Origin of the sequence: Metapseudomonas otitidis, from assembly GCF_011397855.1 — a bacterium.
Classification (GTDB): domain Bacteria; phylum Pseudomonadota; class Gammaproteobacteria; order Pseudomonadales; family Pseudomonadaceae; genus Metapseudomonas; species Metapseudomonas otitidis.
This window is the reverse complement of sequence record NZ_AP022642.1, coordinates 5,528,640-5,550,603: the sequence shown is the minus strand read 5'-3', so window position 1 is coordinate 5,550,603 and position 21,964 is coordinate 5,528,640. Positions and strand designations below refer to the sequence as shown.

At 69.6% G+C, this 21,964-nt stretch carries 20 protein-coding genes; 12 read left to right on the top strand and 8 right to left on the bottom strand.

Translation table 11 applies throughout. The annotated features are described in order from the left end of the window. Nucleotides 1–40: 40 nt before the first annotated feature. The 6 genes from msbA to PotMrB4_RS25735 all read left to right on the top strand — a co-directional run bounded on the left by msbA (nt 41) and on the right by PotMrB4_RS25735 (nt 8,388). Nucleotides 41–1,876, top strand: coding sequence for a lipid A export permease/ATP-binding protein MsbA (msbA, locus tag PotMrB4_RS25760; protein WP_172434816.1), 1,836 nt, complete (start codon nt 41–43; stop codon nt 1,874–1,876). Next, complete coding sequence (locus tag PotMrB4_RS25755) at nt 1,876–2,772, top strand: GNAT family N-acetyltransferase (protein WP_172434815.1); 897 nt, start codon at nt 1,876–1,878, stop codon at nt 2,770–2,772. The genes msbA and PotMrB4_RS25755 overlap by 1 nt, the downstream gene beginning before the upstream one ends. A gap of 4 nt (nt 2,773–2,776) precedes the next feature. Further along, nucleotides 2,777–4,177, top strand: coding sequence for a PIG-L deacetylase family protein (locus tag PotMrB4_RS25750; RefSeq protein ID WP_172434814.1), 1,401 nt, complete (start codon nt 2,777–2,779; stop codon nt 4,175–4,177). Between the two features lie 72 nt (nt 4,178–4,249). Then, nucleotides 4,250–5,671: a bifunctional D-glycero-beta-D-manno-heptose-7-phosphate kinase/D-glycero-beta-D-manno-heptose 1-phosphate adenylyltransferase HldE gene (gene hldE / locus PotMrB4_RS25745; RefSeq protein ID WP_074970633.1), complete on the top strand. Its 1,422-nt coding sequence runs from the start codon at nt 4,250–4,252 to the stop codon at nt 5,669–5,671. 162 nt (nt 5,672–5,833) lie between these two features. Then, nucleotides 5,834–7,114, top strand: coding sequence for an acyl-CoA dehydrogenase family protein (locus PotMrB4_RS25740; RefSeq protein ID WP_172434813.1), 1,281 nt, complete (start codon nt 5,834–5,836; stop codon nt 7,112–7,114). 65 nt (nt 7,115–7,179) lie between these two features. Then, nucleotides 7,180–8,388, top strand: coding sequence for an acyl-CoA dehydrogenase family protein (locus PotMrB4_RS25735; protein ID WP_044401021.1), 1,209 nt, complete (start codon nt 7,180–7,182; stop codon nt 8,386–8,388). 22 nt (nt 8,389–8,410) lie between these two features. Here PotMrB4_RS25735 and PotMrB4_RS25730 read toward each other — a convergent pair whose 3' ends face one another. From PotMrB4_RS25730 to PotMrB4_RS25715, 4 genes are all read right to left on the bottom strand, one after another. Next, nucleotides 8,411–9,319, bottom strand: a complete 909-nt coding sequence (locus PotMrB4_RS25730; protein ID WP_044401024.1) for a hypothetical protein — start codon at nt 9,317–9,319, stop codon at nt 8,411–8,413. Between the two features lie 41 nt (nt 9,320–9,360). Then, nucleotides 9,361–10,170, bottom strand: a complete 810-nt coding sequence (locus PotMrB4_RS25725; protein WP_172434812.1) for an aldo/keto reductase — start codon at nt 10,168–10,170, stop codon at nt 9,361–9,363. Further along, nucleotides 10,167–11,342, bottom strand: a complete 1,176-nt coding sequence (locus PotMrB4_RS25720) for an NAD(P)/FAD-dependent oxidoreductase (protein WP_142013844.1) — start codon at nt 11,340–11,342, stop codon at nt 10,167–10,169. The genes PotMrB4_RS25725 and PotMrB4_RS25720 overlap by 4 nt, the downstream gene beginning before the upstream one ends. An 81-nt stretch (nt 11,343–11,423) precedes the next feature. Next, nucleotides 11,424–11,756 carry a DMT family transporter gene (locus PotMrB4_RS25715; protein ID WP_044401034.1) on the bottom strand — a complete coding sequence of 111 codons (333 nt, stop codon included), beginning with the start codon at nt 11,754–11,756 and terminating at the stop codon, nt 11,424–11,426. A gap of 94 nt (nt 11,757–11,850) precedes the next feature. Between PotMrB4_RS25715 and PotMrB4_RS25710 the strand changes: the two genes are divergently transcribed. Further along, entirely contained in the window at nt 11,851–12,735 is an 885-nt protein-coding gene (locus PotMrB4_RS25710) for a LysR family transcriptional regulator (protein ID WP_074970621.1), read from the top strand. 85 nt (nt 12,736–12,820) lie between these two features. Continuing rightward, a complete protein-coding gene (waaA, locus tag PotMrB4_RS25705; protein WP_172434811.1) occupies nt 12,821–14,092 on the top strand; it encodes a lipid IV(A) 3-deoxy-D-manno-octulosonic acid transferase in 1,272 nt (423 codons plus the stop codon). Between the two features lie 25 nt (nt 14,093–14,117). Here waaA and PotMrB4_RS25700 read toward each other — a convergent pair whose 3' ends face one another. Continuing rightward, the gene (locus tag PotMrB4_RS25700; protein ID WP_044401043.1) at nt 14,118–14,711 is read right to left on the bottom strand and encodes a cupin domain-containing protein; all 594 of its coding nucleotides are present in this window, start codon (nt 14,709–14,711) and stop codon (nt 14,118–14,120) included. Between the two features lie 86 nt (nt 14,712–14,797). Beyond that, nucleotides 14,798–16,747: an oxidoreductase gene (locus PotMrB4_RS25695; protein WP_172434810.1), complete on the bottom strand. Its 1,950-nt coding sequence runs from the start codon at nt 16,745–16,747 to the stop codon at nt 14,798–14,800. Between the two features lie 263 nt (nt 16,748–17,010). Here PotMrB4_RS25695 and PotMrB4_RS25690 point away from each other — a divergent pair, with 263 nt between their 5' ends. Both PotMrB4_RS25690 and PotMrB4_RS25685 read left to right on the top strand, forming a co-directional pair. Then, entirely contained in the window at nt 17,011–17,973 is a 963-nt protein-coding gene (locus tag PotMrB4_RS25690; protein WP_371320946.1) for an ABC transporter substrate-binding protein, read from the top strand. A 68-nt stretch (nt 17,974–18,041) separates the two neighbouring features. Further along, nucleotides 18,042–18,833, top strand: coding sequence for a class II aldolase/adducin family protein (locus PotMrB4_RS25685; protein ID WP_172434809.1), 792 nt, complete (start codon nt 18,042–18,044; stop codon nt 18,831–18,833). Between the two features lie 37 nt (nt 18,834–18,870). Here PotMrB4_RS25685 and PotMrB4_RS25680 read toward each other — a convergent pair whose 3' ends face one another. Then, nucleotides 18,871–19,755 (bottom strand): dihydrodipicolinate synthase family protein, encoded by an 885-nt coding sequence (locus PotMrB4_RS25680; protein ID WP_172434808.1) that lies wholly within the window; start codon nt 19,753–19,755, stop codon nt 18,871–18,873. Between the two features lie 48 nt (nt 19,756–19,803). Beyond that, entirely contained in the window at nt 19,804–20,586 is a 783-nt protein-coding gene (locus tag PotMrB4_RS25675) for an aldolase (RefSeq protein WP_044401056.1), read from the bottom strand. Between the two features lie 136 nt (nt 20,587–20,722). Between PotMrB4_RS25675 and PotMrB4_RS25670 the strand changes: the two genes are divergently transcribed. Together PotMrB4_RS25670 and PotMrB4_RS25665 are read left to right on the top strand one after the other, a co-directional pair. After that, the gene (locus PotMrB4_RS25670; RefSeq protein ID WP_172434807.1) at nt 20,723–21,262 is read left to right on the top strand and encodes a helix-turn-helix domain-containing protein; all 540 of its coding nucleotides are present in this window, start codon (nt 20,723–20,725) and stop codon (nt 21,260–21,262) included. A gap of 45 nt (nt 21,263–21,307) precedes the next feature. Then, on the top strand, nt 21,308–21,955 hold the full coding sequence (locus PotMrB4_RS25665) for a TetR family transcriptional regulator C-terminal domain-containing protein (RefSeq protein WP_172434806.1): 648 nt from the start codon (nt 21,308–21,310) through the stop codon (nt 21,953–21,955). Nucleotides 21,956–21,964: the final 9 nt, after the last annotated feature.

Below are 21,964 nucleotides of genomic sequence, written 5' to 3'. Positions count from 1 at the left end.
GTGATAGCATATGCGCCCGCTCTGCCCATGGCGCACTTCCATGACCGACAACTCTGCAGACTCGCGATCGACCTCGAGCCTGAAGATCTATTTCCGGCTGCTCTCCTACGTAAAGCCCTACATCGGCCTCTTCCTCATCAGCATCGTTGGGTTCCTGATCTTCGCCTCGACCCAGCCCATGTTCGGCTATGTGCTGAAGTACTTCGTCGACGGGCTGAACAACCCCGAGGCCAGCTTCTTCGCCGGCGTGCCCTTCGTGCAGGACCACCCCTGGCTGGCGCGCCTGCAACTGCTGCAGGCCGTGCCGCTGCTGATCGTGTTCATCGCGCTTTGGCAGGGGATCGGCTCCTACCTGGGCAACTACTTCCTGGCCAAGGTCTCGCTCGGTCTGGTCCATGACCTGCGTCTGGCGTTGTTCAACAACCTGCTGGTGCTGCCGAACCGTTACTTCGACAACCACAACTCGGGGCACCTCATCTCCCGCATCACCTTCAACGTCACCATGGTGACCGGCGCCGCTACCGACGCCATCAAGGTGGTGATCCGCGAAGGCATGACGGTGGTCTTCCTGTTCGCCTCCCTGCTCTGGATGAACTGGCAGCTGACCCTCGTGATGGTGGCCATCCTGCCGTTGATCGCCTTCATGGTGAGCAGCGCCAGCCGCAAGTTCCGCAAGCAGAGCAAGAAGATCCAGGTCGCCATGGGGGATGTCACCCACGTCGCCTCCGAGACCATCCAGGGCTACCGGGTGGTTCGCAGCTTCGGCGGCGAGTCCTACGAGTCGAGCCGCTTCCTCGACGCCAGCACCAGCAACACCGACCGCCAGCTGAAGATGACCAAGACCTCGGCGGTCTACACCCCCATGCTGCAGCTGGTGATCTACAGCGCCATGGCTGTGCTGATGTTCCTCGTCCTCTATATGCGTGGTGATTCCTCGGCCGGTGACCTGGTGGCCTACATCACCCTGGCCGGCCTGCTGCCCAAGCCGATCCGCCAGCTGTCCGAAGTCAGCTCCACCATCCAGCGCGGTGTCGCCGGTGCCGAGAGCATCTTCGAACAGCTCGACGAAGAGCCCGAGATCGACCGCGGCACCGTCGAGCGTGAGCGCGTCGAAGGCCGCCTGGAGGTCCGCCACCTGAACTTCCAGTACCCGGGCAGCGAGAAGCCCGTCCTGGACGACATTTCCTTCGTCGCCGAACCCGGCCAGATGGTGGCCCTGGTGGGCCGCTCCGGCAGCGGCAAGTCGACCCTGGCGAACCTCATCCCGCGCTTCTACCACCACGAGAACGGCGAGGTTCTGCTGGATGGCGTCGAGATCGAGGATTACCGCCTGCGCAACCTGCGTCGGCACATCGCCCTGGTCACCCAGCACGTCACCCTGTTCAACGACACGGTCACCAACAACATCGCCTACGGCGACCTCGCCGGCGCCCCGCTGGAAGACGTCAAGGCCGCCGCCGAAGCCGCCTTCGCCGCCGAGTTCATCGAGAAGATGCCCCAGGGCTACGACACCCTGGTGGGCGAGAACGGTGTGCTGCTGTCCGGCGGCCAACGCCAGCGCCTGGCCATTGCCCGCGCCCTGCTGAAGAACGCACCTCTGCTGATCCTCGACGAGGCCACCTCCGCCCTGGACACCGAGTCCGAGCGGCACATCCAGGCCGCGCTGGACGAAGTGATGAAGGGCCGCACCACCCTGGTGATCGCCCACCGTCTTTCCACCATCGAGAAGGCCGACCTGATCCTGGTGATGGACCAGGGCCGTATTGTCGAGCGTGGCACCCACCGCGAGCTGCTGGCCCTCAACGGCTACTACGCCCGCCTGCACGCCAAGCAGTTCGAAGACGACGGCAAGGACGCGGTGGAGCAGGACGCCTGATGCTCAGCTACCTGCGTGCCTGGCGTGAGCGGGGCTGGGAGCCCATCGACGCCGCCACCTATGCCCGTGCCTGGCATGAGTTCGGCGGCAGCGTCGCCACCCACCCCGAGGTGGTCGAGCGGCTGGCCGGCCTGGCCGGCATCCCCGTGCGCTACCTGGGTTGGAGCCAGGGCGGTCGTCTGGTCGCCGCACTGCCCACCTGGGGCCGACACCTGGCACTGTCCAAGGACGTGCTCAAGCAACAGGGCAAACGCGGCCTGTTCGACCTGGGCAACGCCGAAATCATCCTGCCCATCGCCGAGCAGGCCGGCGTAGCCCTGCGTCATCGGGCCCGCTATGTCTCGGCCCTCAACCTCAGCGGCATCACCGGCCTGCGCGAGCAGCCCGAGGGCCTGGCCCTGGCCCGCGAGCCGGAGGACTACAGCAAGAAGTTCCGCTACAACCAGCGCCGCGAGCAACGCCTGCTGGAAGAGGCGGGCGGCGTGATCCGCCCCATGCTGGAGCTGGAACCGGCGGAGCAGGCGGCCATCTATGCCGACCTCTTCCACCGCCGCTGGGGCTTCGACGCCACCGGCAAGGCGCACCTGGCCGAGGTGTTCGGCCTGATGCGTGAGTTCATGACCGGCTCTCTGATCTACCTGGAGGACCGCCCCGTAGCCATCCAGGTGCTCTACCGGGTCGAGGCCCCGCGCTGGGTCAGCCTCGAATACATCAACGGTGGCGTCGACCCCCAGGAGCGCGCCTTCAGCCCCGGCAGCGTCCTCAGTTTCGTCAACACCCAGGCCGCCTGGGCCGAGGCCCGCGCCCTGGACAAGCCGCTGCGCTACTCCTTTGGGCGTGCCGACCGCGAATACAAGGACCGCTGGTGCCACCGCGTGCCCGTCTACCAGGTGTGAACCCATGAGCGGACGCAAGCAGCAACTGCTGAAACGCCACCGCCGGCAGAAGCGCATCGCGCTGCTGGTGGCCCTCGTCCTGCTGGTGGCACTGGGCATCGGCGTGGCCGGGTGGCTGGTGCCGCTGGCCCTGGTGCTGGGCTGGATCGCCCATGAGGCCTGGTTCGCCGACCACCTGTTCTACGCCCCGAGCGATGACTACCGCTACGCCTTCCCGGCCGGTACGCCCGAGTGGCCGCTCGACCTGGCCAGCGGCCGCGTCCACCTGCCCGAGGGCGCAGGCGCGGCGGACACGCTGATCCTGCGGGTGCGCCTGCGCGCGTCCTGGCTGGGCCGCTGGCTGGACCCGGCAGTCTGCGTGGGTGACGACCGCCAGGACTTCGAGCGCGGCGTCGATGGCTGGCGCTACCTCAACCTGACCGGCCAGCACGACGCGCTGCAGGCCGGCACCCTCGTCATTCGTGGGCGTTTCTGCCGGGTCGCCGCCGACGCCACTCTTTACGCCCTCGCCCAGCCGGACTTCCGCCAGCAGCGGGTGATGGTCATCGCCCCCCACGCCGACGACGCCGAACTGGCCGCATTCGGGCTGTACAGCCAGGCCGCCGAGGCCAGCATCGTCACCCTCACCCAGGGCGAGATCGAAGCCGAGCACTACCAGCGGCTCGGCCTGGACGCCGCCGAAGCCGCCCGCCTCAAAGGGCGCCTGCGCAGCTGGGACAGCCAGGCCATCCCGCTCTGGGGCGGCGTCCCGCAATCCCGTTGTGTGCAGCTCGGCTACTACTGCCTGCAACTCCCGGCCATGGCCCAGGCGCCGGAGCAGGGCTTCGGCTCGAAGGTTTCCAGGGATGCCGACGTCCGCACCGTGCGCCAGCACAACCCCATCGAGCTGCCCGGCGACGCCGACGGCGTGCCCAGCTGGACCAATCTGGTGGCTGACCTGGCGCGCCTGCTGGAGTATTTCCGCCCCGAGGTGGTGGTCACGCCCCATCCCGAGCTGGACCCCCACAGCGATCACGTCGCCGCGACCCAGGCATTGCTCGCGGCCATCCAGCAAGCCGACTGGCAGCCCGCCAGCCTGCTGCTCTACGCCAACCACCTGCACGACAACGACCGCTGGCCCATGGGGCCCGCCGGCCAGGGCATCGCGCTGCCGCCGGCCATCGAGCCGCTTCCGGCCGACCCGCTGTGGAGCCTCTGCCTGCATGCCGCGCAACAGCGTGACAAGGCCCAGGCCCTGGCCATGCAGCATGACCTGCAGGGGCCGCTGCCCACCAAGAAACGCCTGCGCCGGCTGATCCAGCGCTGCCTCGCAGGCCGCCGCTGGCCAGCCACCGGCGAGGACGAATTCTTCCGCAAGGCCGTGCGTCGCCACGAGCTGTTCTGGGTCCGCCGGCTTTCCGATTGACGGGCGCCTTCGCCGGGGTGGATCGGCTGCTATGGTATGATCCGCGCCGTTTTTCCATGCCCTGGAGTCTTCATGAAGCTCACCATGCCCCGTTTCGATCTGGCCCCCGTTCTGGTGGTGGGCGATGTCATGCTCGACCGTTACTGGCATGGCGGCACCTCGCGCATCTCCCCCGAGGCGCCGGTTCCGGTGGTGCGTGTGGACCAGATCGAAGACCGTCCGGGCGGTGCCGCCAACGTGGCGCTGAACATCGCCGCCCTGGGTGCACCGGCGGCCCTGGTCGGCGTCACCGGTGAGGACGAAGCCGCCGAGAGCCTGCTCGCCAGCCTCGGCGCCGCCGGCGTGGATGCCCGCTTCCAGCGCATCGCCGGGCAGCCCACCATCGTCAAGCTGCGGGTCATGAGTCGCCACCAGCAACTGCTGCGCATGGACTTCGAAGAGCCCTTCGACACCGACGCCGAGGCCCTGGCCGCCGAGGTGGAACGCCTGCTCACCGGCGTCAAGGTGCTGGTGCTGTCCGACTACGGCAAGGGCGCCCTGAAGAACCACCAGGCGCTGATCCAGGCGGCCCGTCGCAAGGGCATCCCGGTGCTGGCCGATCCCAAGGGCAAGGACTTCGGCATCTACCGGGGCGCCAGCCTGATCACCCCCAACCTCAATGAATTCGAGACCATCGTCGGCCGCTGCGCCGACGAGGCCGAGCTGGTCGCCAAGGGCGCCCGGCTCATGCAGGAGCTGGACCTCGGTGCCTTGCTGGTGACCCGTGGCGAGCACGGCATGACCCTGCTGCGCCCTGGCCACCCGGCCCTGCACCTGCCGGCCCGTGCCCGCGAAGTGTTCGACGTCACCGGCGCTGGCGACACCGTCATCTCCACCCTGGCCGCCAGCCTGGCCGCCGGCGAAGACCTGCCCCAGGCCGTCGCCCTGGCCAACCTGGCCGCCGGCATCGTGGTCGGCAAGCTGGGTACCGCCGCCATCAGCGCCCCCGAGCTGCGCCGCGCGGTGCAGCGCGAGCAGGGCTCCGAGCGCGGCGTGCTGAGCCTGGAGCAACTGCTGCTGGCCATCGAAGACGCCCGCGCCCACGGCGAGAAGATCGTCTTCACCAACGGCTGCTTCGACATCCTCCACGCCGGCCACGTGACCTACCTGGAGCAGGCCCGCGCCCAGGGAGACCGCCTGGTGGTGGCGATCAACGACGACGCCTCCGTCAGCCGCCTCAAGGGCCCCGGCCGGCCGATCAACTCGGTGGACCGGCGCATGGCCGTGCTCGCCGGTCTCGGCGCCGTGGACTGGGTGGTGAGCTTCAGCGAAGACACCCCCGAGCGCCTGCTGGGCGAGGTCAAGCCGGACATCCTGGTCAAGGGTGGCGACTACGGCGTCGAGCAGGTGGTCGGTGCCGATCTGGTCCGTGCCTACGGCGGTGAAGTGCGGGTACTCGGCCTGGTGGAGAACAGCTCCACCACCGCCATCGTCGAGAAGATCCGCAGCCGCTGATTCGCTGAGCTTTCCCACGGTCCGGCAGGGCCGACGCCCAGCAGCCCCTGAACGGGGTTCCCACTGGCCGATGCGCCACAGCGGCGCGTCGGCCCGGTCATAGGCGCCCCTCGTGGCGCGCGCGCATCATCCCGGCATCCTCACCCCGCGTGGAGCGATGCCATGAGTACCGATGTGCAGGGCCGTGCCCTGTCCGTGCTGAACCGTGTGGCCCAGGCCGACTGGCCGGACCGGTTCAAGCTGCGCAAACCCTTCGAACGCCTCCTGTACACCGGCAGCCGTGCCGGCTTCCGGATGGCGGCCAAGCCCGCCAAATCTGCCAAGGCCCCGCGCCCGGCGGACCCGGACGGCCTCTTCGACCTGTCCCTCAGCGACGAGCAGCAGATGCTCGTGGAAATGCTCGGCGCCTTCGCCAGCGAGGTCCTGCGACCCGCTGCGGAAGCAGCGGATGCCCAGGGCTGCGTCTCCGCCGAGCTGATCAACCAGGCCCTGGAACTGGGCCTGGCCCACTACGGCGTCAGCGAAGCGCTGGGCGGCATGGCCGGTGAGCGCACCGTTGTCACCAACGCCCTGATCGCCGAAGCCCTCGGCGGGGGCGACCTGTCCCTGGCGGCCTCGCTGCTGGTGCCGCTGTCGGTGGCCAACTGCATCCGCCGCTGGGCCTCCCAGGAGCAGCAGGCCCGCTGGCTGCCCGCCTTCGTCGGGACTGCGCGCCCGCCGGCCATGGCCATTGCCGTCAGCGAACCGGGCCTGCTGGTCGATCCGCTGCGCCTGGCCACCCGGGCCAAGCGCAAGGGGCGTCACTACCAGCTCGACGGCGAGAAATGCCTGGTGCTCGAAGGCCTCAACGCCAGCGCCATCCTGGTCGCCGCCCAGACGGCCGACGGCCCGGCACTGTTCCGTGTGGATGTCGGTGCCAAGGGCCTGAACCTGCGCCCCGAACCGGCCATGGGTCTCAAGGCCTGCGCCACCGCCCGGCTGAGCCTGAAGGGCGTGCGGGTGCCGGTGGAGGACCGCCTGGCCGGCAGCGCCTTCGATCTGGAGCGCTTTCTCGCCTACACCACCCTGGCCTGGTGCGCCCTCGCCGTGGGCACCGCCCAGGCCGCGCTGGACTACGTGGTGACCTACTGCAACGAGCGCGTCGCCTTCGGCGAGCCCATCAGCCATCGCCAGGGCGTGGCCTTCATGGTGGCCGACATCGGCATCGAGCTGGATGCCATGCGCCTGATGGTCTGGCGGGCCTGCGCCCGTGCCGAGCGCGGCGAGGACTTCCGTCGCGAGGCCTACCTGGCGCGCCTGCTGTGCGCCGAGAAGGCCATGAAGATCGGCACCGACGCCGTGCAACTGCTCGGTGGCCACGGCTTCACCAAGGAACACCCGGCCGAGCGCTGGTACCGCGACCTGCGTGCCGTGGCCGTCATGGCCGGCGGCCTGCACTTGTGAGAACCGTTTTCTACCGATTGCGCGTCTAGCTCGAACGGTCGAAATCCGGTCCTGAGGACTTTGTGATGAACCTGGAAACCCCGAAGAAATTCCGCGGCCTGGCCAACCAGGCCCACCAGGTGGCGGCGAACTACTTCCGCCCCATCTCCCGCAAGTACGACAAGGCCGAGCACGCCTACCCCAAGGAGCTGGACCTGCTGGCCGCCCTGCTGGACGGCATGAACGCCGGCTCCCCCGATGCCGTCGGCGCCACCTCCGCCAGCAAGCGCGGCAGTGGCCAGGCGGAGGAGGGCGTGCGCAACGGCGGCAACCTCTCGGCCCTGCTGGGGGTCATCGAGCTGTGCTGGGGCGACGTCGGCCTGCTGCTGGGCATGCCCCGCCAGGGCCTGGGCAACGCCGCCATCGCCGCCGTGGCCAACGAGGAGCAGCTCAAGCGCTTCGGCAGCACCTGGGCGGCCATGGCCATCACCGAACCGGGCTGCGGCTCGGACTCCGCCGCCATCCGCACCACGGCGGTGAAGGACGGTGACCACTACGTGCTCAACGGCGAGAAGATCTACGTCACCTCCGGCGAGCGTGCCGATGCGGTGGTGGTCTGGGCCACCCTGGACAGGAGCCTCGGCCGCGCCGCGATCAAGTCCTTCGTGGTGGAGAAGGGCACCCCGGGCATGACCGTCACCCGCCTGGAGAAGAAGCTCGGCATCAAGGCCTCCGACACCGCCTCCATCAGCTTCAACGACTGCCGCGTGCCGGCGGCCAACCTCCTGGGCAACCCCGAGATCGACGTGCAGAAGGGCTTTGCCGGGGTGATGGAAACCTTCGACAACACCCGTCCCCTGGTGGCCGGCATGGCCATCGGTGTCGCCAAGGCCGCGCTGGACAGGACCCGCGAGCTGCTGAAGAAGGCCGGCTGCAGCTTCGACTACCGCAAGCCGCTGCTCAGCGTGAGCCACGCCGAAGCCACCCTCTATCGCCTGGAGGCCGAGTGGGAAGCGGCGCGGCTGCTGACCCTCAAGGCCGCCTGGATGGCTGACAACAAGCTGCCCAACTCCAAGGAAGCCTCCATCGCCAAGGCCAAGGCCGGGCGCGTCGCCAACGAGGTCACCCTCAAGTGCGTCGAGTTGTGTGGCGCGCTGGGCTACGGGGAAGACGAACTGCTGGAGAAATGGGCGCGGGACTCGAAGATCCTCGACATCTTCGAAGGCACCCAGCAGATCCAGTTGCTGATCGTGGCCCGGCGCCTGCTGGGCAAGAGCTCCAGCGAGCTGAAGTAGGCCGCAAGTGCGGCTGGCGGGCTCAGCCCGCCAGTCGCCGCCGGCTCATCGGCGCGGTGCCGACCCGTGCCAGCCAGTCCTTCCAGCGCACCCGCTCGTCCCGCACCAGCCAGCCGTCCTGCTCGGCAAACCCTTCCGATAGCCACAGCCCCCGTGTGCTGGCCGGCTTCAGCTCGCCGTCCAGCAGGGTGAACAGCTCGCCGGTGGGCTGGCCGTCCTGGCAGGGCAGCAGGTAGATGTCCGGCCGGCGGCGCTCCAGGCTGGCCACCAGGGCTTCGCCCTGCAGCACTTCATCGACGTGGAACAGGCTCGGCTGGCGCGCCTCGCGGGGCAGCTCCAGGGCCAGGTCGTAGACCAGCTGCAGGGAAGCGGTGGGCAGGTGCACGTAGGCGTGGGGGCGCTCCAGTAGCGTCAGACTGCCGCTCTGCACCGGCCGCGCCGCGCCGGACAGCGGGCTGAGGCGGAAGTAGGCGTGCTCCAGGTAGTGCAGGGCCTTGGGGTAGGGCGTCGGCAGCCAGGTGTCGGCGAAGCGGCCGGCGAGCCAGCCGTCCGGCGTCTCGATCAGGCATTCCTCGGCCACTTCCTGGATGGCGGTCAGCAGCGGCAGGTTCAGTTCATGGGCCGGCACATAGCCGGAAATCAGCTTGAGCACGGTGTCGCCCCGGTCCTGGCGGCGCTGGCGCACCACCACCCAATAGGTCTGGCCGTGCAGGGTCAGGGTCAGGCGCACCGAAACCCCGAGGTTGGCCAGTTGCACCGAGAAGCGCTGGTTGTCGTCGATCACCAGGGGCTGGCGACGCCGTTCGAGCATCTGCGCGAAGTTCATCGGCAGGCCGAGGCTGCGGTAGGCCAGCCCGTCCGGGCTGGCGTCCACCTGCAGGGGCAGGGTCTTGAAGAGGGTCGGGTCCTTGCGTGCCAGGGTGCGCGGCATGGCGGCTCCTCCTTGCGTCGGGGTCGGCCGCGGGCGCGGCGTCAGGCTGGCCCACCCAGTACCGCGGCGGCCGTCGCGACATTATGGGACAGGTGCAGCGGATTGATGGTTCCGATGATGGCGCTGGTCACCCCCGGGTGACCGAAGATCAGCTCGAAGCTGGCCCGCACCGGGTCCACCCCGGGTGCCAGGCAGACATGGCCGCTGGCCAGGCCCTTCTTCACCAGCAGGCCCTTGGCGTGTTGGGCAGCATAGTCCAGCACCGGGCGCTCGCCCTGCTCGTTGAGGTTGTAGGTGACCATCGCGCAGTCGCCGCGCTCCAGCGCCAGCAGGCCGCCTTCCACCGTTTTGCCGGAGAGGCCGAAGGCGCGGATCTTGCCGGCCTGCTTCAGCTCGGCGAGGGCCTCGTAGACGCCGCTGTCCCGCAGCACCGCCACGTCGTTGCCGTCGGAGTGCACCAGCACCAGGTCGATCACGTCGGTCTCCAGGCGCTGGAGGCTGCGCTCCACGGAGCGGCGGGTGTGGGCCGGGCTGAAGTCGAAGTGCGATTGGCCGGCTTCGAACTCCTCGCCCACCTTGCTGACGATCACCCAGTCCTGGCGCTGGCCGCGCAGCAGCGGGCCGAGGCGCTCCTCGCTGCGGCCGTAGGCCGGTGCGGTGTCGATCAGGTTGATGCCCAGGTCGCGGGCCAGCGCCAGCAACTGGCGGGCTTCCGCATCGTCGGGGATGGTGAAGCCGGAGGGGTACTTCACGCCCTGGTCGCGGCCCAGCTTGACGGTGCCGAGCCCCAGGGGGGAGACCCGCAGGCCGGTGTCGCCGAGGGGGCGGTGCAGGTGGTGCAGGCTGTTCATCCCAGCAGTTCCTCCCAGGCCGGTTGGGCCACCGGCGGGCGGGGCAGGGCGGGCAGCGGTGCGTGCTGGCCGGGGCGGATGCCGTCGCGGTCCAGGCTGGCCAGCACACGGTCGGTGAAGTCCGGCGCCAGGGCCAGCTTGGTCGGCCAGCCCACCAGCAGGTTGCCCTGCTCGGCGAGGAAGGCGTTGTCCGGGCGCACCAGGCCGGATTGCGCCGGCTCCGCGCGCTCCACCCGCAGGGTCGCCCACTGGGTGCCGGTGTAGTCGATCCACGGCAGCAACTGCTGCATCTCCTGCTCGGCAGCGGCGATCTGCTCGGCCTCGTTGCGGGCCACGCCATCGGCTTCCGCCAGGTCGCCGCCCAGGTACCAGACCCACTGGCCATCGGCCGCCGGGTGGCTGGTGACGGTGACCCGTGGCTTCGGCCCGCCGCCCAGGCAGTGGGCATACAGCGGCTTCAGCCCCGGCCCCTTGGCCATGACCATGTGCAGCGGGCGGCGCTGCATGGCCGGCTGCTGGATGCCCAGCGCCTGCAGCAGCGCCTCGTTGCCGGCGCCGGCGCTGAGCACGATGCGCTGGGCGCGGATCTCGCGGCCGTCCACGCGCAGGCCCACCAGGGCCTCGCCGTCGCGCAGCGGCTCCACCTGGTGACCGGCCAGCAGGCTGTCACCGGCCAGCTCGGCCAGGCGGGCGATCACGCTGGGCACGTCCAGCACCAGCTCGGCCAGGCGGTAGACCTTGCCCTTGAATTTCGGGTGTTGCAGCGCCGGGGGCAGCTCGCTGCCGCTGACCGGGTCGACCCGGCCGCGCATGGCCTTGCTGGCGAAGAAGCTGGTGACGTTGCCGAACAGGCTGCCCGGCGACCACAGGTAGTGGGCGTCGGAGAGCAGGCGCACGCCGGAGAGGTCCAGCTCGCCGCTGCCGGCCACGGCTTCGCGCCAGCGGCGCGGCATGTCGGAGATGGCTTCGGAGGCGCCGGTGAGGGCGCCGTGCAGGGCGTACTTGGTGCCGCCATGGATGATGCCCTGGGACTTCACGCTCTGGGCGCCGCCCAGGCTGGCGGATTCCACCAGCAGCGTGGCGTAGCCCAGCTGGCGCAGGCGGGCGTTGAGCCAGAGGCCGGCGATGCCGCCGCCGAGGATGAGGATGTCGGTGCTGAGGGGTTCGGCCATGGGAGACGACGCCTGGGAAAAAACAGGGGCGCAGTATAGCGCCCCTGTCGCGTGAGCCGTGCGTGGCCGTTCGCCGCTGGATCAGTGCCCCGTGCTGCTGGAGAACAGCTGGATCACCACCACCCCCGAGACGATCATCCCCATGCCCACCACGGCCGGCAGGTCGAGCTTCTGCTGGTAGATCACCAGCGCGGCGATGCTCACCAGGACGATGCCGAGCCCGGCCCAGATGGCGTAGGCGATGCCCACCGGGATGCTCTTCACCACCATCGTCAGCATCCAGAAGGCGATGGCGTAGCCGCCGATGACCAGCACCAGCGGCAGGGGTTTGTTGAAGCCGTCGATGGCCTTCATCGAGGTGGTGGCGACCACTTCGGCGGCGATGGCGATGGCGAGGTAGATGTAGCCGGTCATGGTCGGGGCCCTCCTGTCAGGTGGGCGGATTCTAGAGTTTTCCATGATGGGATAAAGTCATTACCCATCTGAATCAGAGATAGGTTGAGCCGCCATGCACTGGAACCTCGAACAGATCCGCGTCTTCGTCGCCGTGGCCGAGGGGCGCTCGTTTTCCTCCGTCGCACGGGATCTGCGCCGCGCCCAGTCCGCCGTCAGCACCGCCATTGCCCTGCTGGAAGAGGACCTGGGGGTGGCGCTGTTCGACCGCAGCAGCGGGCGCCAGCCCAGGCTGACGCTGGAAGGGGCGGCCCTGCTGGAGGAGGCCCGCGAAGTGCTGCGCCAGTGCCAGCGCCTGGAGGGCCGCGCCCAGGGGCTGTCCCGTGGCGAGGAGGCACGCCTGCGCCTGGCCCAGGACGAGGCCATGCCCTACCAGCCGGTGCTGGCCAGCCTGGAGGCGCTGGGGGCAGCCTTCCCGCTGCTGGAGGTGCAACTGGCCAGCAGCGCCCAGGGCGACGTGGCGCGCAAGCTGCTGGAGCGCCGCGCCGACCTCGGCCTGCTGTTCCACCACGAACACATGCCCGACGCCCTGGAGCGCCAGCGCCTCGGCACCATCGAGATGGTCACCGTCTGCGGCGCGACTCATGCCCTGGCCGCCAGCGGCTACGCCGACCGCCGCGAGCTGGTGCGCCACCGGCAGATCCTCATGGCCCCGCAGGACAGCCACTACCCCGGTGGCGAGCAGCTCGGGCCGCAGGTGTGGCGCGCCGACAGCTTCTACGTCATGGCCGAGCTGGTGATGCGCGGGCTGGGCTGGGCCTGGCTGCCCCGGCACGTGGCGCAGTACCCGGCCTACCAGGGCCACCTGGTGGAGCTGCGCAGCGACTGGACGCCGCCCTCGCTGGTGGTGGAGCTGGTCTGCCGGCGCGACGAAGCCCTCGGCCCCGCCGCGCTGTGGCTGGCCGACCAACTGGCGGAGCACCTGCAGGCCCTGGGGTGAAGCCCCGCCGTCGGCGCCCGAAAGCGCTTCGATTGGCGGACCGCTCAGTTATCATCCGCCCCCTGTCCGCATCACTGGCCTCACCATGAATCGCATCCTCTACACCCTGCTGTTCCATCTCGGCCTGCCCCTGGTGGCCCTGCGCCTGGCCTGGCGCGCCTGGCGGGCGCCGGCCTATGCCCGGCGCATCGGCGAGCGTTTCGCCCTCGGCCTGCCACCGCTCAAGCCGGGGGGCATCTGGGTGCACGCCGTGTCGGTGGGGGAGAGCATCGCCGCCGCGCCCATGGTGCGCGAGCTGATGGCGCGCCACCCGGACCTGCCCATCACCCTCACCTGCATGACCCCCACCGGCTCCGAGCGCATCCAGGCGCTGTTCGGCGACCGCGTGCAGCACTGCTACCTGCCCTACGACCTGCCCTGGGCCGCGTCGCGCTTCCTCGACCGGGTGCGGCCGAAGCTGGCGGTGATCATGGAAACCGAACTCTGGCCCAACCACATCCACCAGTGCGCGCGGCGCCGGATCCCGGTGGTGCTGGCCAACGCACGGTTGTCGGCCCGCTCTGCACGGGGCTATGCGCGCTTCGCCAAGCTCACCGCGCCGATGCTGGCCGAGCTGGACTGGATCGCCGTGCAGACCGAGGCCGAGGCCGAGCGCTTCCGCCAACTGGGTGCGCGCCCGGAATGTGTGGGGGTGACCGGCTCGATCAAGTACGACCTCACCATCGACCCGGCCCTGCCGGCCCGTGCCGCCGAGCTGCGCGCCGCCTGGGGCGCCAGCGGGCGACCGGTGTGGATCGCCGCCAGCACCCATGCCGGCGAGGACGAGATCATCCTCGCGGCCCATCGCGCGGTGCTGGCCCTGCGTCCGGATGCCCTGCTGATCCTGGTGCCGCGCCACCCGGAGCGCTTCACCTCGGTGTACGAGCTGAGCCGCCAGTCCGGCTTCGCCAGTCAGCGCCGTTCCAGTGGCGAGTCGGTGGCGGCGCAGACCCAGGTGCTGGTGGGCGACACCATGGGTGAGCTGCTGTTCCTCTACGCCCTGGCCGACAGCGCCTTCGTCGGTGGCAGCCTGGTGCCCAACGGCGGGCACAACCTGCTGGAGCCGGCGGCCCTGGGCAAACCCGTGCTGTCCGGCCCGCACCTGTTCAACTTCCTCGAAATCGCCGCGCAACTGCGCGATGCCGGCGCCCTGCTGGAGGTGGACGGCGCCGAGGCCCTGGCCCGCGACGTCGAAGCGCTCTGGGCCGACGCCGCACGCGCCGCTGCCATGCGCGATGCCGGGCTCGGCGTGCTGCGGGCGAACCAGGGCGCGCTGGAGCGCCTGTTGGCTGGCCTGGCTGCCCGAATCAGGAATTGAGGAGCGTCGCCGAGGCGGCGCCGGATCAGAAGGTCGGCGGGGTCACGATCCACAGCACCAGGGCATCCCGCTCGCCGGGGTTGCCGTAGCGGTGCGGCTCCTGGCTGGAGAAGGCGAAGCTGTCGCCTTCGTTCAGCAGGAAGTGGCGTTCGCCGACCCACAGCTCGAACTGCCCGCTCAGCACGTAGCCGGCTTCCTCGCCTTCGTGGCTGTAGCTCTCCTCGCTGTAGGTGCCGGGCGGAAAGCGCGAATGGAGGACCTCCAGCGAGCGGCTGGGCTGCGGGCTGAGCAGCTCGTCGGTGATGCCGTCCTCGTAATGCAGGCTCATGCGGGCGTTGCGCCGCACCACGTAGCCCCGGTCGGCCTCGGCCACGGGGGCTTCGCTGCCGAAGAACCACTGGATGGTCACCCCCAGGCTGCGGGCGATGTTGAACAGCGCCGGGATCGAGGGGTAGGCGAGGTTGCGTTCCAGCTGGCTGATGTAGCCGGCGGTGAGCGAACTCTGCTCGGCCAGCTCGCTCAGGGTCATGCCGCGGCGCTTGCGCAGGCCGCGGATGCGGGTGCCGAGGAACTGGCTTTCAGGCGGTACGGCCTGGGGCGAGGGCGGCAGTGGGCTCATGGTCTGGCTGTCCTTGTAGGCCGGCGGCCCGGTGTGTCGGGCGCGGCATTGTAAGGCAGGTTCGACCCTTGCCGCGCGCCCCGGCTTCAGAGCGTCCAGGCTGCCTGCAGCCCCTCGAAGATCGCCTCTTCCGCCGTGCGGGCCGCCAGGCAATCGCCGATGCGCTGGAACGGCACCCGGCCTTCCAGGGCGCTGCCCAGCTCATCGAACGGCGCATGGCCCTGGCACAGCACCAGGGTGTCCACCTGCTCGAACAGCATCGGCTCGCCGCTGGCGCTGTGCAGCATGTACACCGTGTCGTCGTCGCAGCCATACAGCCGCGCGTAGGGGGTGACCGGGATGCCCAGGCGATGCAGCTCGCCGGCCATCTGGTCGCGCACGTACAGCGGCAGGCTCTCGCCGCAGTGGGTGCCGTTCACCGCCAGCCGCACCGCATGCCCCTGGCGCACCAGGTGCTCGGCGATGCCGGGGCCGATCCAGTCGCAGCGCCAGTCGGCCACCAGCACCGAGCGACCGACCTTCACCTCGCCGCGCAGCACCTGCCAGGCATCCACCACCTGCAGGTCGCCGCCGCGTTCGAACGCCGGCCAGTAGGGGCGGGCGCCGGTGGCGAGGATGACCCGGTCCGGGCGCTCCCGCTCCACCAGGGCCAGGTCCACCCGAGTGTTGCGCTGCACCTGCACGCCGGCCAGCTCCAGCTCGCGCTGCAGGTTGGTGGCGGCGCCGCCGAATTCGCTGCGCCGGGGCAGCAACTGGGCCAGCAGCACCTGCCCGCCGAGCTGGGCGCCGGCTTCGTAGAGGGTGACCTGGTGACCACGGCGGGCCGCTACGGCGGCCGCCTTCATGCCGGCCGGGCCGCCGCCGACCACCATCACCCGCTGCGGACGATCGGTGGGGACGAGGCGCCCGAACTGCTGCTCGCGCCCGGTTTCCGGGTGCTGGATGCAGGAGATGGGGTAGCCCTTGTGGAAGTGGCCGATGCACGCCTGGTTGCAGGCGATGCAGGCGCGCACGTCGTCCACCCGGCCGCTGGCGGTCTTCTCCGGCATCTGCGGGTCGCAGATCAGCGCCCGGGTCATGCCGCATACGTCCGCCTGGCCGCTGGCGATGATCTGCTCCGCTTCCTGGGGCTGGTTGATGCGCCCGGTGACGAACAGAGGGATGCCCAGCCGGGCCTTGAAGTGCCCGGCGGTTTCGGCCAGGTAGGCCGGCGCCACCGCCATCGGCGGCACGATGTGCACGGCGCCGCCGAAGGAGGCGGAGGTGCCGGCCACCAGGTGCACGTAGTCCAGCTGCGGCTGCAGGGCGAGCACGGCGCTGAGGGATTCGTCCTCGGTCAGCCCCTGAGGGTCGCGCTCGTCGGCGGAGATGCGCAGGCCGACGATGAAGTCTTCGCCGCCGGCTTCACGCACCGCCTCGAGCACCTCGCGGAGGAAGCGCAGGCGGGCGTCGAGGTCGCCGTTGTAGCCGTCCTCGCGCAGGTTGACCCGGGGGTTGAGGAACTGCGCCGGCAGGTAGCCGTGGCTGGCCACCACTTCCACACCATCCAGCCCGGCCTCGCGCAGGCGCCGGGTGGCGGCGCCGTAGCCGGCGACGATCTCGTCGATCATGGCCTGGTCGAGGGCCCGGGGCATGACCCGGAAGCGCTCGTTGGGCGTGACGGACGGCGCGTAGGCCACCGCCAGCAGGCCGTTGGCGGTCTCCATGATCTCCCGCCCGGGGTGGAACAGCTGCGACAGCACCAGCGTGCCGTGGGCGTGGCAGGCCTCGGCCAGTTCGCGGTAGCCCTCGATGCAGGTGTCGTCCGTGGCCATCAGCACGTGGGAGGTGTAGCGCGCGCTGTCGTGGACGCCGGCCACCTGCAGCACGATCAGCCCCACGCCCCCTTCGGCGCGGGCGCGCTGGTAGGCGATGAGGGTGTCGTTGACGCGGTTGTCGGTGGGCATGCTGGTGTCGTGCCCGCTGGACATGATGCGGTTCTTCAGGCGCTTGCCGCGCAGGTGCAGGGGCTCGAACAGGTGGGGGAAGGCAGTCATGGGGGCCTCGGCGAGGTCGTTTCTTATAAATTCATTACTTGTTTGTTTTCAGTAAAAAATCAACTTGTTTTTTTAATGGCGCGGCCCTAGCGTGAAAGCCCCCCCTCGACGGGGCATCCCTGAACAACAACAAGACTGGGAGCACGTTCATGCGAAACCACACCTCATCTCCGTTCCACCGGCGCAGCGCGCCGTTCCTGCCCCGCCTGCTCACCTGCCTGGCCCTGCTGCTGCCCGCCCTGGGTGCCCAGGCGGCGCCCGACATGGTGGTGGTCGGCTACGGTGGCGACGGCCAGAAGGCCCAGGACGAAGCCTTCTTCAAACCCTTCGCGGCCGAGGATGGCCACCGGCTGATCCAGACCGAATACAACGGCGAGATGGCGCGCATCCGGGTGATGGCCGAGACCGGCCACGTGGACTGGGACCTGGTGCAGATCGAGGGGCCCGACCTGGTGCGCGGCTGCGAGAGCGGCCTGTTCGAGACGCTGGACTGGTCGCGCCTTGGGGGCCGCGAGGCACTGATCGACCAGGCCGCCCAGGACTGCGGCTCGGCCGCGATGGTGTGGGGCGTGGCCCTGAGCTACGACGCCGACCGCCTGAAGACGGCGCCCACCTCCTGGGCGGATTTCTGGGACCTGGAGAAATTCCCCGGCAAGCGCGGCCTGCGCAAGCGCGCCGTGTACAACCTGGAGTTCGCCCTGCTGGCCGACGGCGTGCCGGTCGGCGAGGTGTACAAGGTGCTGGCCACGCCGGCCGGGGTGGACCGCGCCTTCGCCAAGCTCGACCAGATCAAGCCGCAGATCCAGTGGTGGGAGGCCGGTGCCCAGCCCACCCAGTGGCTGGCGGCAGGCGATGTGGTGATGACCTCCTCCTACTCCGGACGCGTGGCCGCCGCGCACCAGGGCGGGCGCAACTTCGCCCTGGTGCTGCCTGGCAGCCTCTACGGCATGGACTACTGGGCGGTGATCAAGGGCTCCCGGCACCTGCCCCAGGCCGAACGGCTGGTCGCCTACATGAACCGCAAGGCGCCGCAGCTGGACTACATCGGCCGCATCCCCTACGGCCCGACCAACCGTGAGGCCGCCGCCGCGCTGGACGCCGAGCAGGCGCGCTGGATTCCGGCCACGCCCCAGGCCCTGGCGGACGCCCTGCCCATGGATGTGGAGTTCTGGGTCGACCACGGCGAGGAGCTGGAGGAGCGCTTCAACGCCTGGGCGGTGCGCTGATAGGGTGCCGCTACCCGGCCCGCCCTCTTGGTGGGCCACTTCACCTTCCACCGACCCCGGAGCCTTCCATGACGCCGCTGCACGCCCCGCTGCCCCCTTCGTCCTGCTCCCCCGAGGAGCGCACCCTGCGCCAGGAGCTGGCCGCCTGCTACCGGCTGGTGGCGCACTTCCGCATGACCGACCTGATCTTCACCCACATCTCGGTGCGCCTGCCGGGGCCCGAGCACCACTTCCTGATCAACCCCTACGGGCTGATGTTCGACGAGATCCGCGCCAGCGACCTGGTGAGGATCGACCTGCAGGGCCGCCCGGTGGAGCCGACCCGCCACAAGGTCAACCCGGCGGGCTTCGTCATCCACAGCGCCATCCATGCCGCCCGCGAGGACGCCCGCTGCGTGCTGCACACCCACACCCGCGCCGGGTGCGCGGTGGCCGCCCAGCCGGCCGGGCTGCTGCCGGTGAACCAGATATCCATGGAGTTCTATGGCCGCGTGGCCTACCACGGCTACGAGGGCGTGGCGCTGAACCTCGACGAGCAGAAGCGCCTGGTGGCCGACCTCGGCGACAAGCCGGTGATGATCCTGCGTAACCACGGCCTGCTGACGGTGGGGGAGACGGTGGCCCAGGCCTTCCTGCGCATGTACTACCTGGAGAAGGCCTGCGACATCCAGCTGGCCGCCCAGGCCGGCGGCGAGCTGCTGCTGCCGTCCCACGAGGTCTGCGAACACACCCAGCGCCAGTTCAACGAACCCGCGCGCCCGCTGGCGGACGGCGAGTTGAGCGACCCGGATGCCAACGAACTGGCCTGGCAGGCGCTGCTGCGCCTGCTGGACCGGGTGGCACCGGACTACCGCGACTGAGCCGCCCCGCCCGCCGTGCGACGGGCGGGGCCGCCGGTCAGCGCAGCTCGGCCAGCAGGCCGCTCAGGTAGCGCTGCCCTTCGTCATCCAGCGCCTGCAGGGGCAGGCGCGGGACGCCCACGTCCAGCCCGGTCAGGCGCAGGCCGGCCTTCACGGTGGTGGGCAGGCCCCGGCGGGTGATGTAGTCCAGCAGCGCCAGCTGGCGATAGAAGGACTCCCGCGCCTCGTCCAGGCGCCCCTCGCGCACCGCCTCGTAGAGCGCCAGGTTGTGCCGGGGGATGAGGTTGGGCGCGGCGGTACACCAGCCTTTCGCCCCAGCCACCAGGGCCTCCAGCGCCAGCGGGTTGCAGCCGTTGTAGAAGGCCACCTGGCCGTCGGAGAGCAGGTGCAGCCGGTGCATGCGCTGGATGTCGCCGGTGCTCTCCTTGACCATCGTGACGTTCTCCACCTCCCGGACGATCCGCAGGATCAGCTCCACCGGCAGGTCCGTGCCGCTGGTGCCCGGGTTGTTGTAGAGCATCACCGGGATGCCGATGGCCTCGCCCACCGCGCGGTAGTGGGCGAGGATCTCCGCCTCGCTGAGCTTCCAGTAGGACACCGGCAGCACCATCACCGCGCTGGCGCCCAGCTGCTCGGCCAGGCGGGCGCGGCGCACGGTGCGCGCCGTGGTCAGGTCGGACACGCTGACGATGCTCGGCACGCGGCCGGCGACGGTGCTCAGGCTGAACTCCGCCACCGCGTCCCATTCCGGGTCGCTGAGGTAGGCGCCTTCGCCGGTGCTGCCCAGGGGCGCGATGGCGTGCACGCCGCCGTCCAGCAGACGTTCGATGGAGTGGCCGAGGGCCGGCAGGTCGAGGGCGCCGTCCGCGCCGAAGGGGGTGATGGTGTAGCCGATGATGCCGTGGAGGATGGAAGAGGACATGGGTGCACCTGGGGCAATGGGCGAAAGGTCTTGTGTGGTGGCGCGCGGTCAGCTCAGGCAGTCGCCGTGCTGACGCAGGCTGCGCCGTGCGTAGTAGCTGAAGGCCGCGCCGTGGCGCTTGGGCGTGGAGATCCAGTCATGAGCCTCACGACCGAGGGCCGGCGGGATGGGGCGGATCTCGCCGGCGGACATGGCCAGCAGCTGCATCTTCGCGGCGCGTTCGAACAGCAGCGCCAGTACGCAGGCTTCCTCGATGCTGGCACCGGTCACCAGCAGGCCGTGGTGGGAGAGCAGGATGGCGCGCTTGTCGCCCAGGGCGGCGGAGATGATCTCGCCCTCTTCGTTGCCCACCGGCACCCCCGGCCACTCCTTGAGGAAGGCGCAGTCGTCGTACAGCGGGCAGAGGTCCATGTGCGAGACCGCCAGCGGTACTTCCAGCATCGACAGGGCGGCGGCGTGCAGCGGGTGGGTGTGGATGATGCAGTTCACGTCCGGGCGGGCGCGGTACACCCAGCTGTGGAAACGGTTGGCCGGATTGGCCATGCCCTGGCCCTGGAGCACCTTGAGGTCCTCGTCGACCCGCAGCAGGTTGCTGGCGGAAATCTCGTCGAAGCCCAGCCCCAGTTGCTGGGTGTAGTAGGTGCCGGGCTCCTCGGCACGGCAGGTGATCTGCCCGGCCAGGCCGGAATCATGGCCGCCCTCGAAGAGGATTCGGCAGGTCAGGGCCAGTTTTTGCCGGGCCGTCCACGTATTATCCAGCAGGCTGGTCTGCATCTGCCGTTCGGCATGCTGGATCAGTTGGTCCTTAGGGAGGTGCATGGTAGTTGCCATGTGAGCATCCTTAGCCGGGTGACGCGAGTGGGGCTCGCGGTCATGTCGAAGCGAATGACACAAACAAAGCTAAATGACACAAAGTGTCATTGGCAAGAGAAAAGTTTCCCGCACCGACGCCAAAGGGGCGTTCTGCATGTCCATGCGATTGAAATTATTGAGAAAAAAACTGGGGATGACCCTGGAAACGCTGGCCGAGAAGACCGGCATGACCAAGAGCTACCTGTCCAAGGTGGAGCGGGGCCTGAGCACGCCCTCCATCGCCACCGCGCTGAGGCTGTCGAAGGCGCTCAGCGTACCGGTGGAGGAGCTGTTCGCCGAGGAGGGTGCCGCCAGCGAGGGCTACAGCCTGGTGCGCCACGACGAGCGGCAGCCGCTGGCGCGGGACGACGAGGGCCCGGCCTACGCCTCCCTCGCCCGGCAGATCGGCGACCGCGCGCTGCTGCCGTTCATCGTCCATCCCCCCCGGGACTTCAGCCATTCGACCTTCAAGGAGCACCTGGGCGAGGAGTTCATCTTCGTTCACCGGGGGCGGGTGGAGGTCGACTTCCTGTCCGAGCGCCTGACCCTGGAAACCGGCGACGCGCTGCACTTCAACGCCCAGAAGCCGCACCGCCTGCGCTCCCTGGGCGAGGAGCAGGCCGAGTTGCTGGTGGTGGTGCACAGCGAGGAGTGAGGCCGCTTCCCGGCCCCGTGCGGTTGAACGAACAGGAGCGTGGTGATGAATACGGAAGTGCGGTTTTCCCGGCTGGAGCCGGAGCAGCGCAAGGCCCTGCTGGTGGACGCCACCCTGGTCTGCCTCAAGCGCTACGGTTTCCAGGGCGCCTCCGTGCGCAAGATCTGCGCCGAGGCGGGTGTCTCCGTCGGCCTCATCAACCACCACTACGAGGGCAAGGACGCGCTGGTGGCCGAGGCCTACCTGGCGGTCAGCGAGCGGGTCATGAGCCTGCTGCGCTGCGCCGTGGAGTCCGCCCCGGGGCTTGCCCGGCGGCGCCTCTCGGCCTTCTTCCAGGCCTCGTTCTCGGCCGAGATGCTCGACCCCCAGCTGCTCGACGCCTGGCTGGTGTTCTGGGGCGCGGTGACCCACATCGAATCCATCCGCCGGGTCCATGACCAGTCCTACGGCAACTACCGCAGCCTGCTGGCCGACGCCCTCGCCCTGCTGGCGGAGGAGGAGGGCTGGCCCGCCTTCGACGCCGGCCTCGCGGCCATCAGCCTCAGCGCGCTGCTGGACGGGCTGTGGCTGGAGTCCGGCCTCAATCCCGCCACCTTCACCCCCGAGCAGGGCGTTGTGATCTGCGAAGCCTGGGTTGATGGTCTGCAGGCCGGCGCCTACCGGCGTTTCCAGGAGGATACGTCCGCTTATTGATCGTTTGTT

Bases quoted from the DNA above. Each gene is read 5' to 3' on its own strand.
- msbA (WP_172434816.1), top strand. From the start codon at position 41: ATGACCGACAACTCTGCAGACTCGCGATCGACCTCGAGCCTGAAGATC.
- PotMrB4_RS25755 (WP_172434815.1), top strand. From the start codon at position 1,876: ATGCTCAGCTACCTGCGTGCCTGGCGTGAGCGGGGCTGGGAGCCCATC.
- PotMrB4_RS25750 (WP_172434814.1), top strand. From the start codon at position 2,777: ATGAGCGGACGCAAGCAGCAACTGCTGAAACGCCACCGCCGGCAGAAG.
- hldE (WP_074970633.1), top strand. From the start codon at position 4,250: ATGAAGCTCACCATGCCCCGTTTCGATCTGGCCCCCGTTCTGGTGGTG.
- PotMrB4_RS25740 (WP_172434813.1), top strand. From the start codon at position 5,834: ATGAGTACCGATGTGCAGGGCCGTGCCCTGTCCGTGCTGAACCGTGTG.
- PotMrB4_RS25735 (WP_044401021.1), top strand. From the start codon at position 7,180: ATGAACCTGGAAACCCCGAAGAAATTCCGCGGCCTGGCCAACCAGGCC.
- PotMrB4_RS25730 (WP_044401024.1), bottom strand. From the start codon at position 9,319: ATGCCGCGCACCCTGGCACGCAAGGACCCGACCCTCTTCAAGACCCTG.
- PotMrB4_RS25725 (WP_172434812.1), bottom strand. From the start codon at position 10,170: ATGAACAGCCTGCACCACCTGCACCGCCCCCTCGGCGACACCGGCCTG.
- PotMrB4_RS25720 (WP_142013844.1), bottom strand. From the start codon at position 11,342: ATGGCCGAACCCCTCAGCACCGACATCCTCATCCTCGGCGGCGGCATC.
- PotMrB4_RS25715 (WP_044401034.1), bottom strand. From the start codon at position 11,756: ATGACCGGCTACATCTACCTCGCCATCGCCATCGCCGCCGAAGTGGTC.
- PotMrB4_RS25710 (WP_074970621.1), top strand. From the start codon at position 11,851: ATGCACTGGAACCTCGAACAGATCCGCGTCTTCGTCGCCGTGGCCGAG.
- waaA (WP_172434811.1), top strand. From the start codon at position 12,821: ATGAATCGCATCCTCTACACCCTGCTGTTCCATCTCGGCCTGCCCCTG.
- PotMrB4_RS25700 (WP_044401043.1), bottom strand. From the start codon at position 14,711: ATGAGCCCACTGCCGCCCTCGCCCCAGGCCGTACCGCCTGAAAGCCAG.
- PotMrB4_RS25695 (WP_172434810.1), bottom strand. From the start codon at position 16,747: ATGACTGCCTTCCCCCACCTGTTCGAGCCCCTGCACCTGCGCGGCAAG.
- PotMrB4_RS25690 (WP_371320946.1), top strand. From the start codon at position 17,011: ATGGTGGTGGTCGGCTACGGTGGCGACGGCCAGAAGGCCCAGGACGAA.
- PotMrB4_RS25685 (WP_172434809.1), top strand. From the start codon at position 18,042: ATGACGCCGCTGCACGCCCCGCTGCCCCCTTCGTCCTGCTCCCCCGAG.
- PotMrB4_RS25680 (WP_172434808.1), bottom strand. From the start codon at position 19,755: ATGTCCTCTTCCATCCTCCACGGCATCATCGGCTACACCATCACCCCC.
- PotMrB4_RS25675 (WP_044401056.1), bottom strand. From the start codon at position 20,586: ATGGCAACTACCATGCACCTCCCTAAGGACCAACTGATCCAGCATGCC.
- PotMrB4_RS25670 (WP_172434807.1), top strand. From the start codon at position 20,723: ATGTCCATGCGATTGAAATTATTGAGAAAAAAACTGGGGATGACCCTG.
- PotMrB4_RS25665 (WP_172434806.1), top strand. From the start codon at position 21,308: ATGAATACGGAAGTGCGGTTTTCCCGGCTGGAGCCGGAGCAGCGCAAG.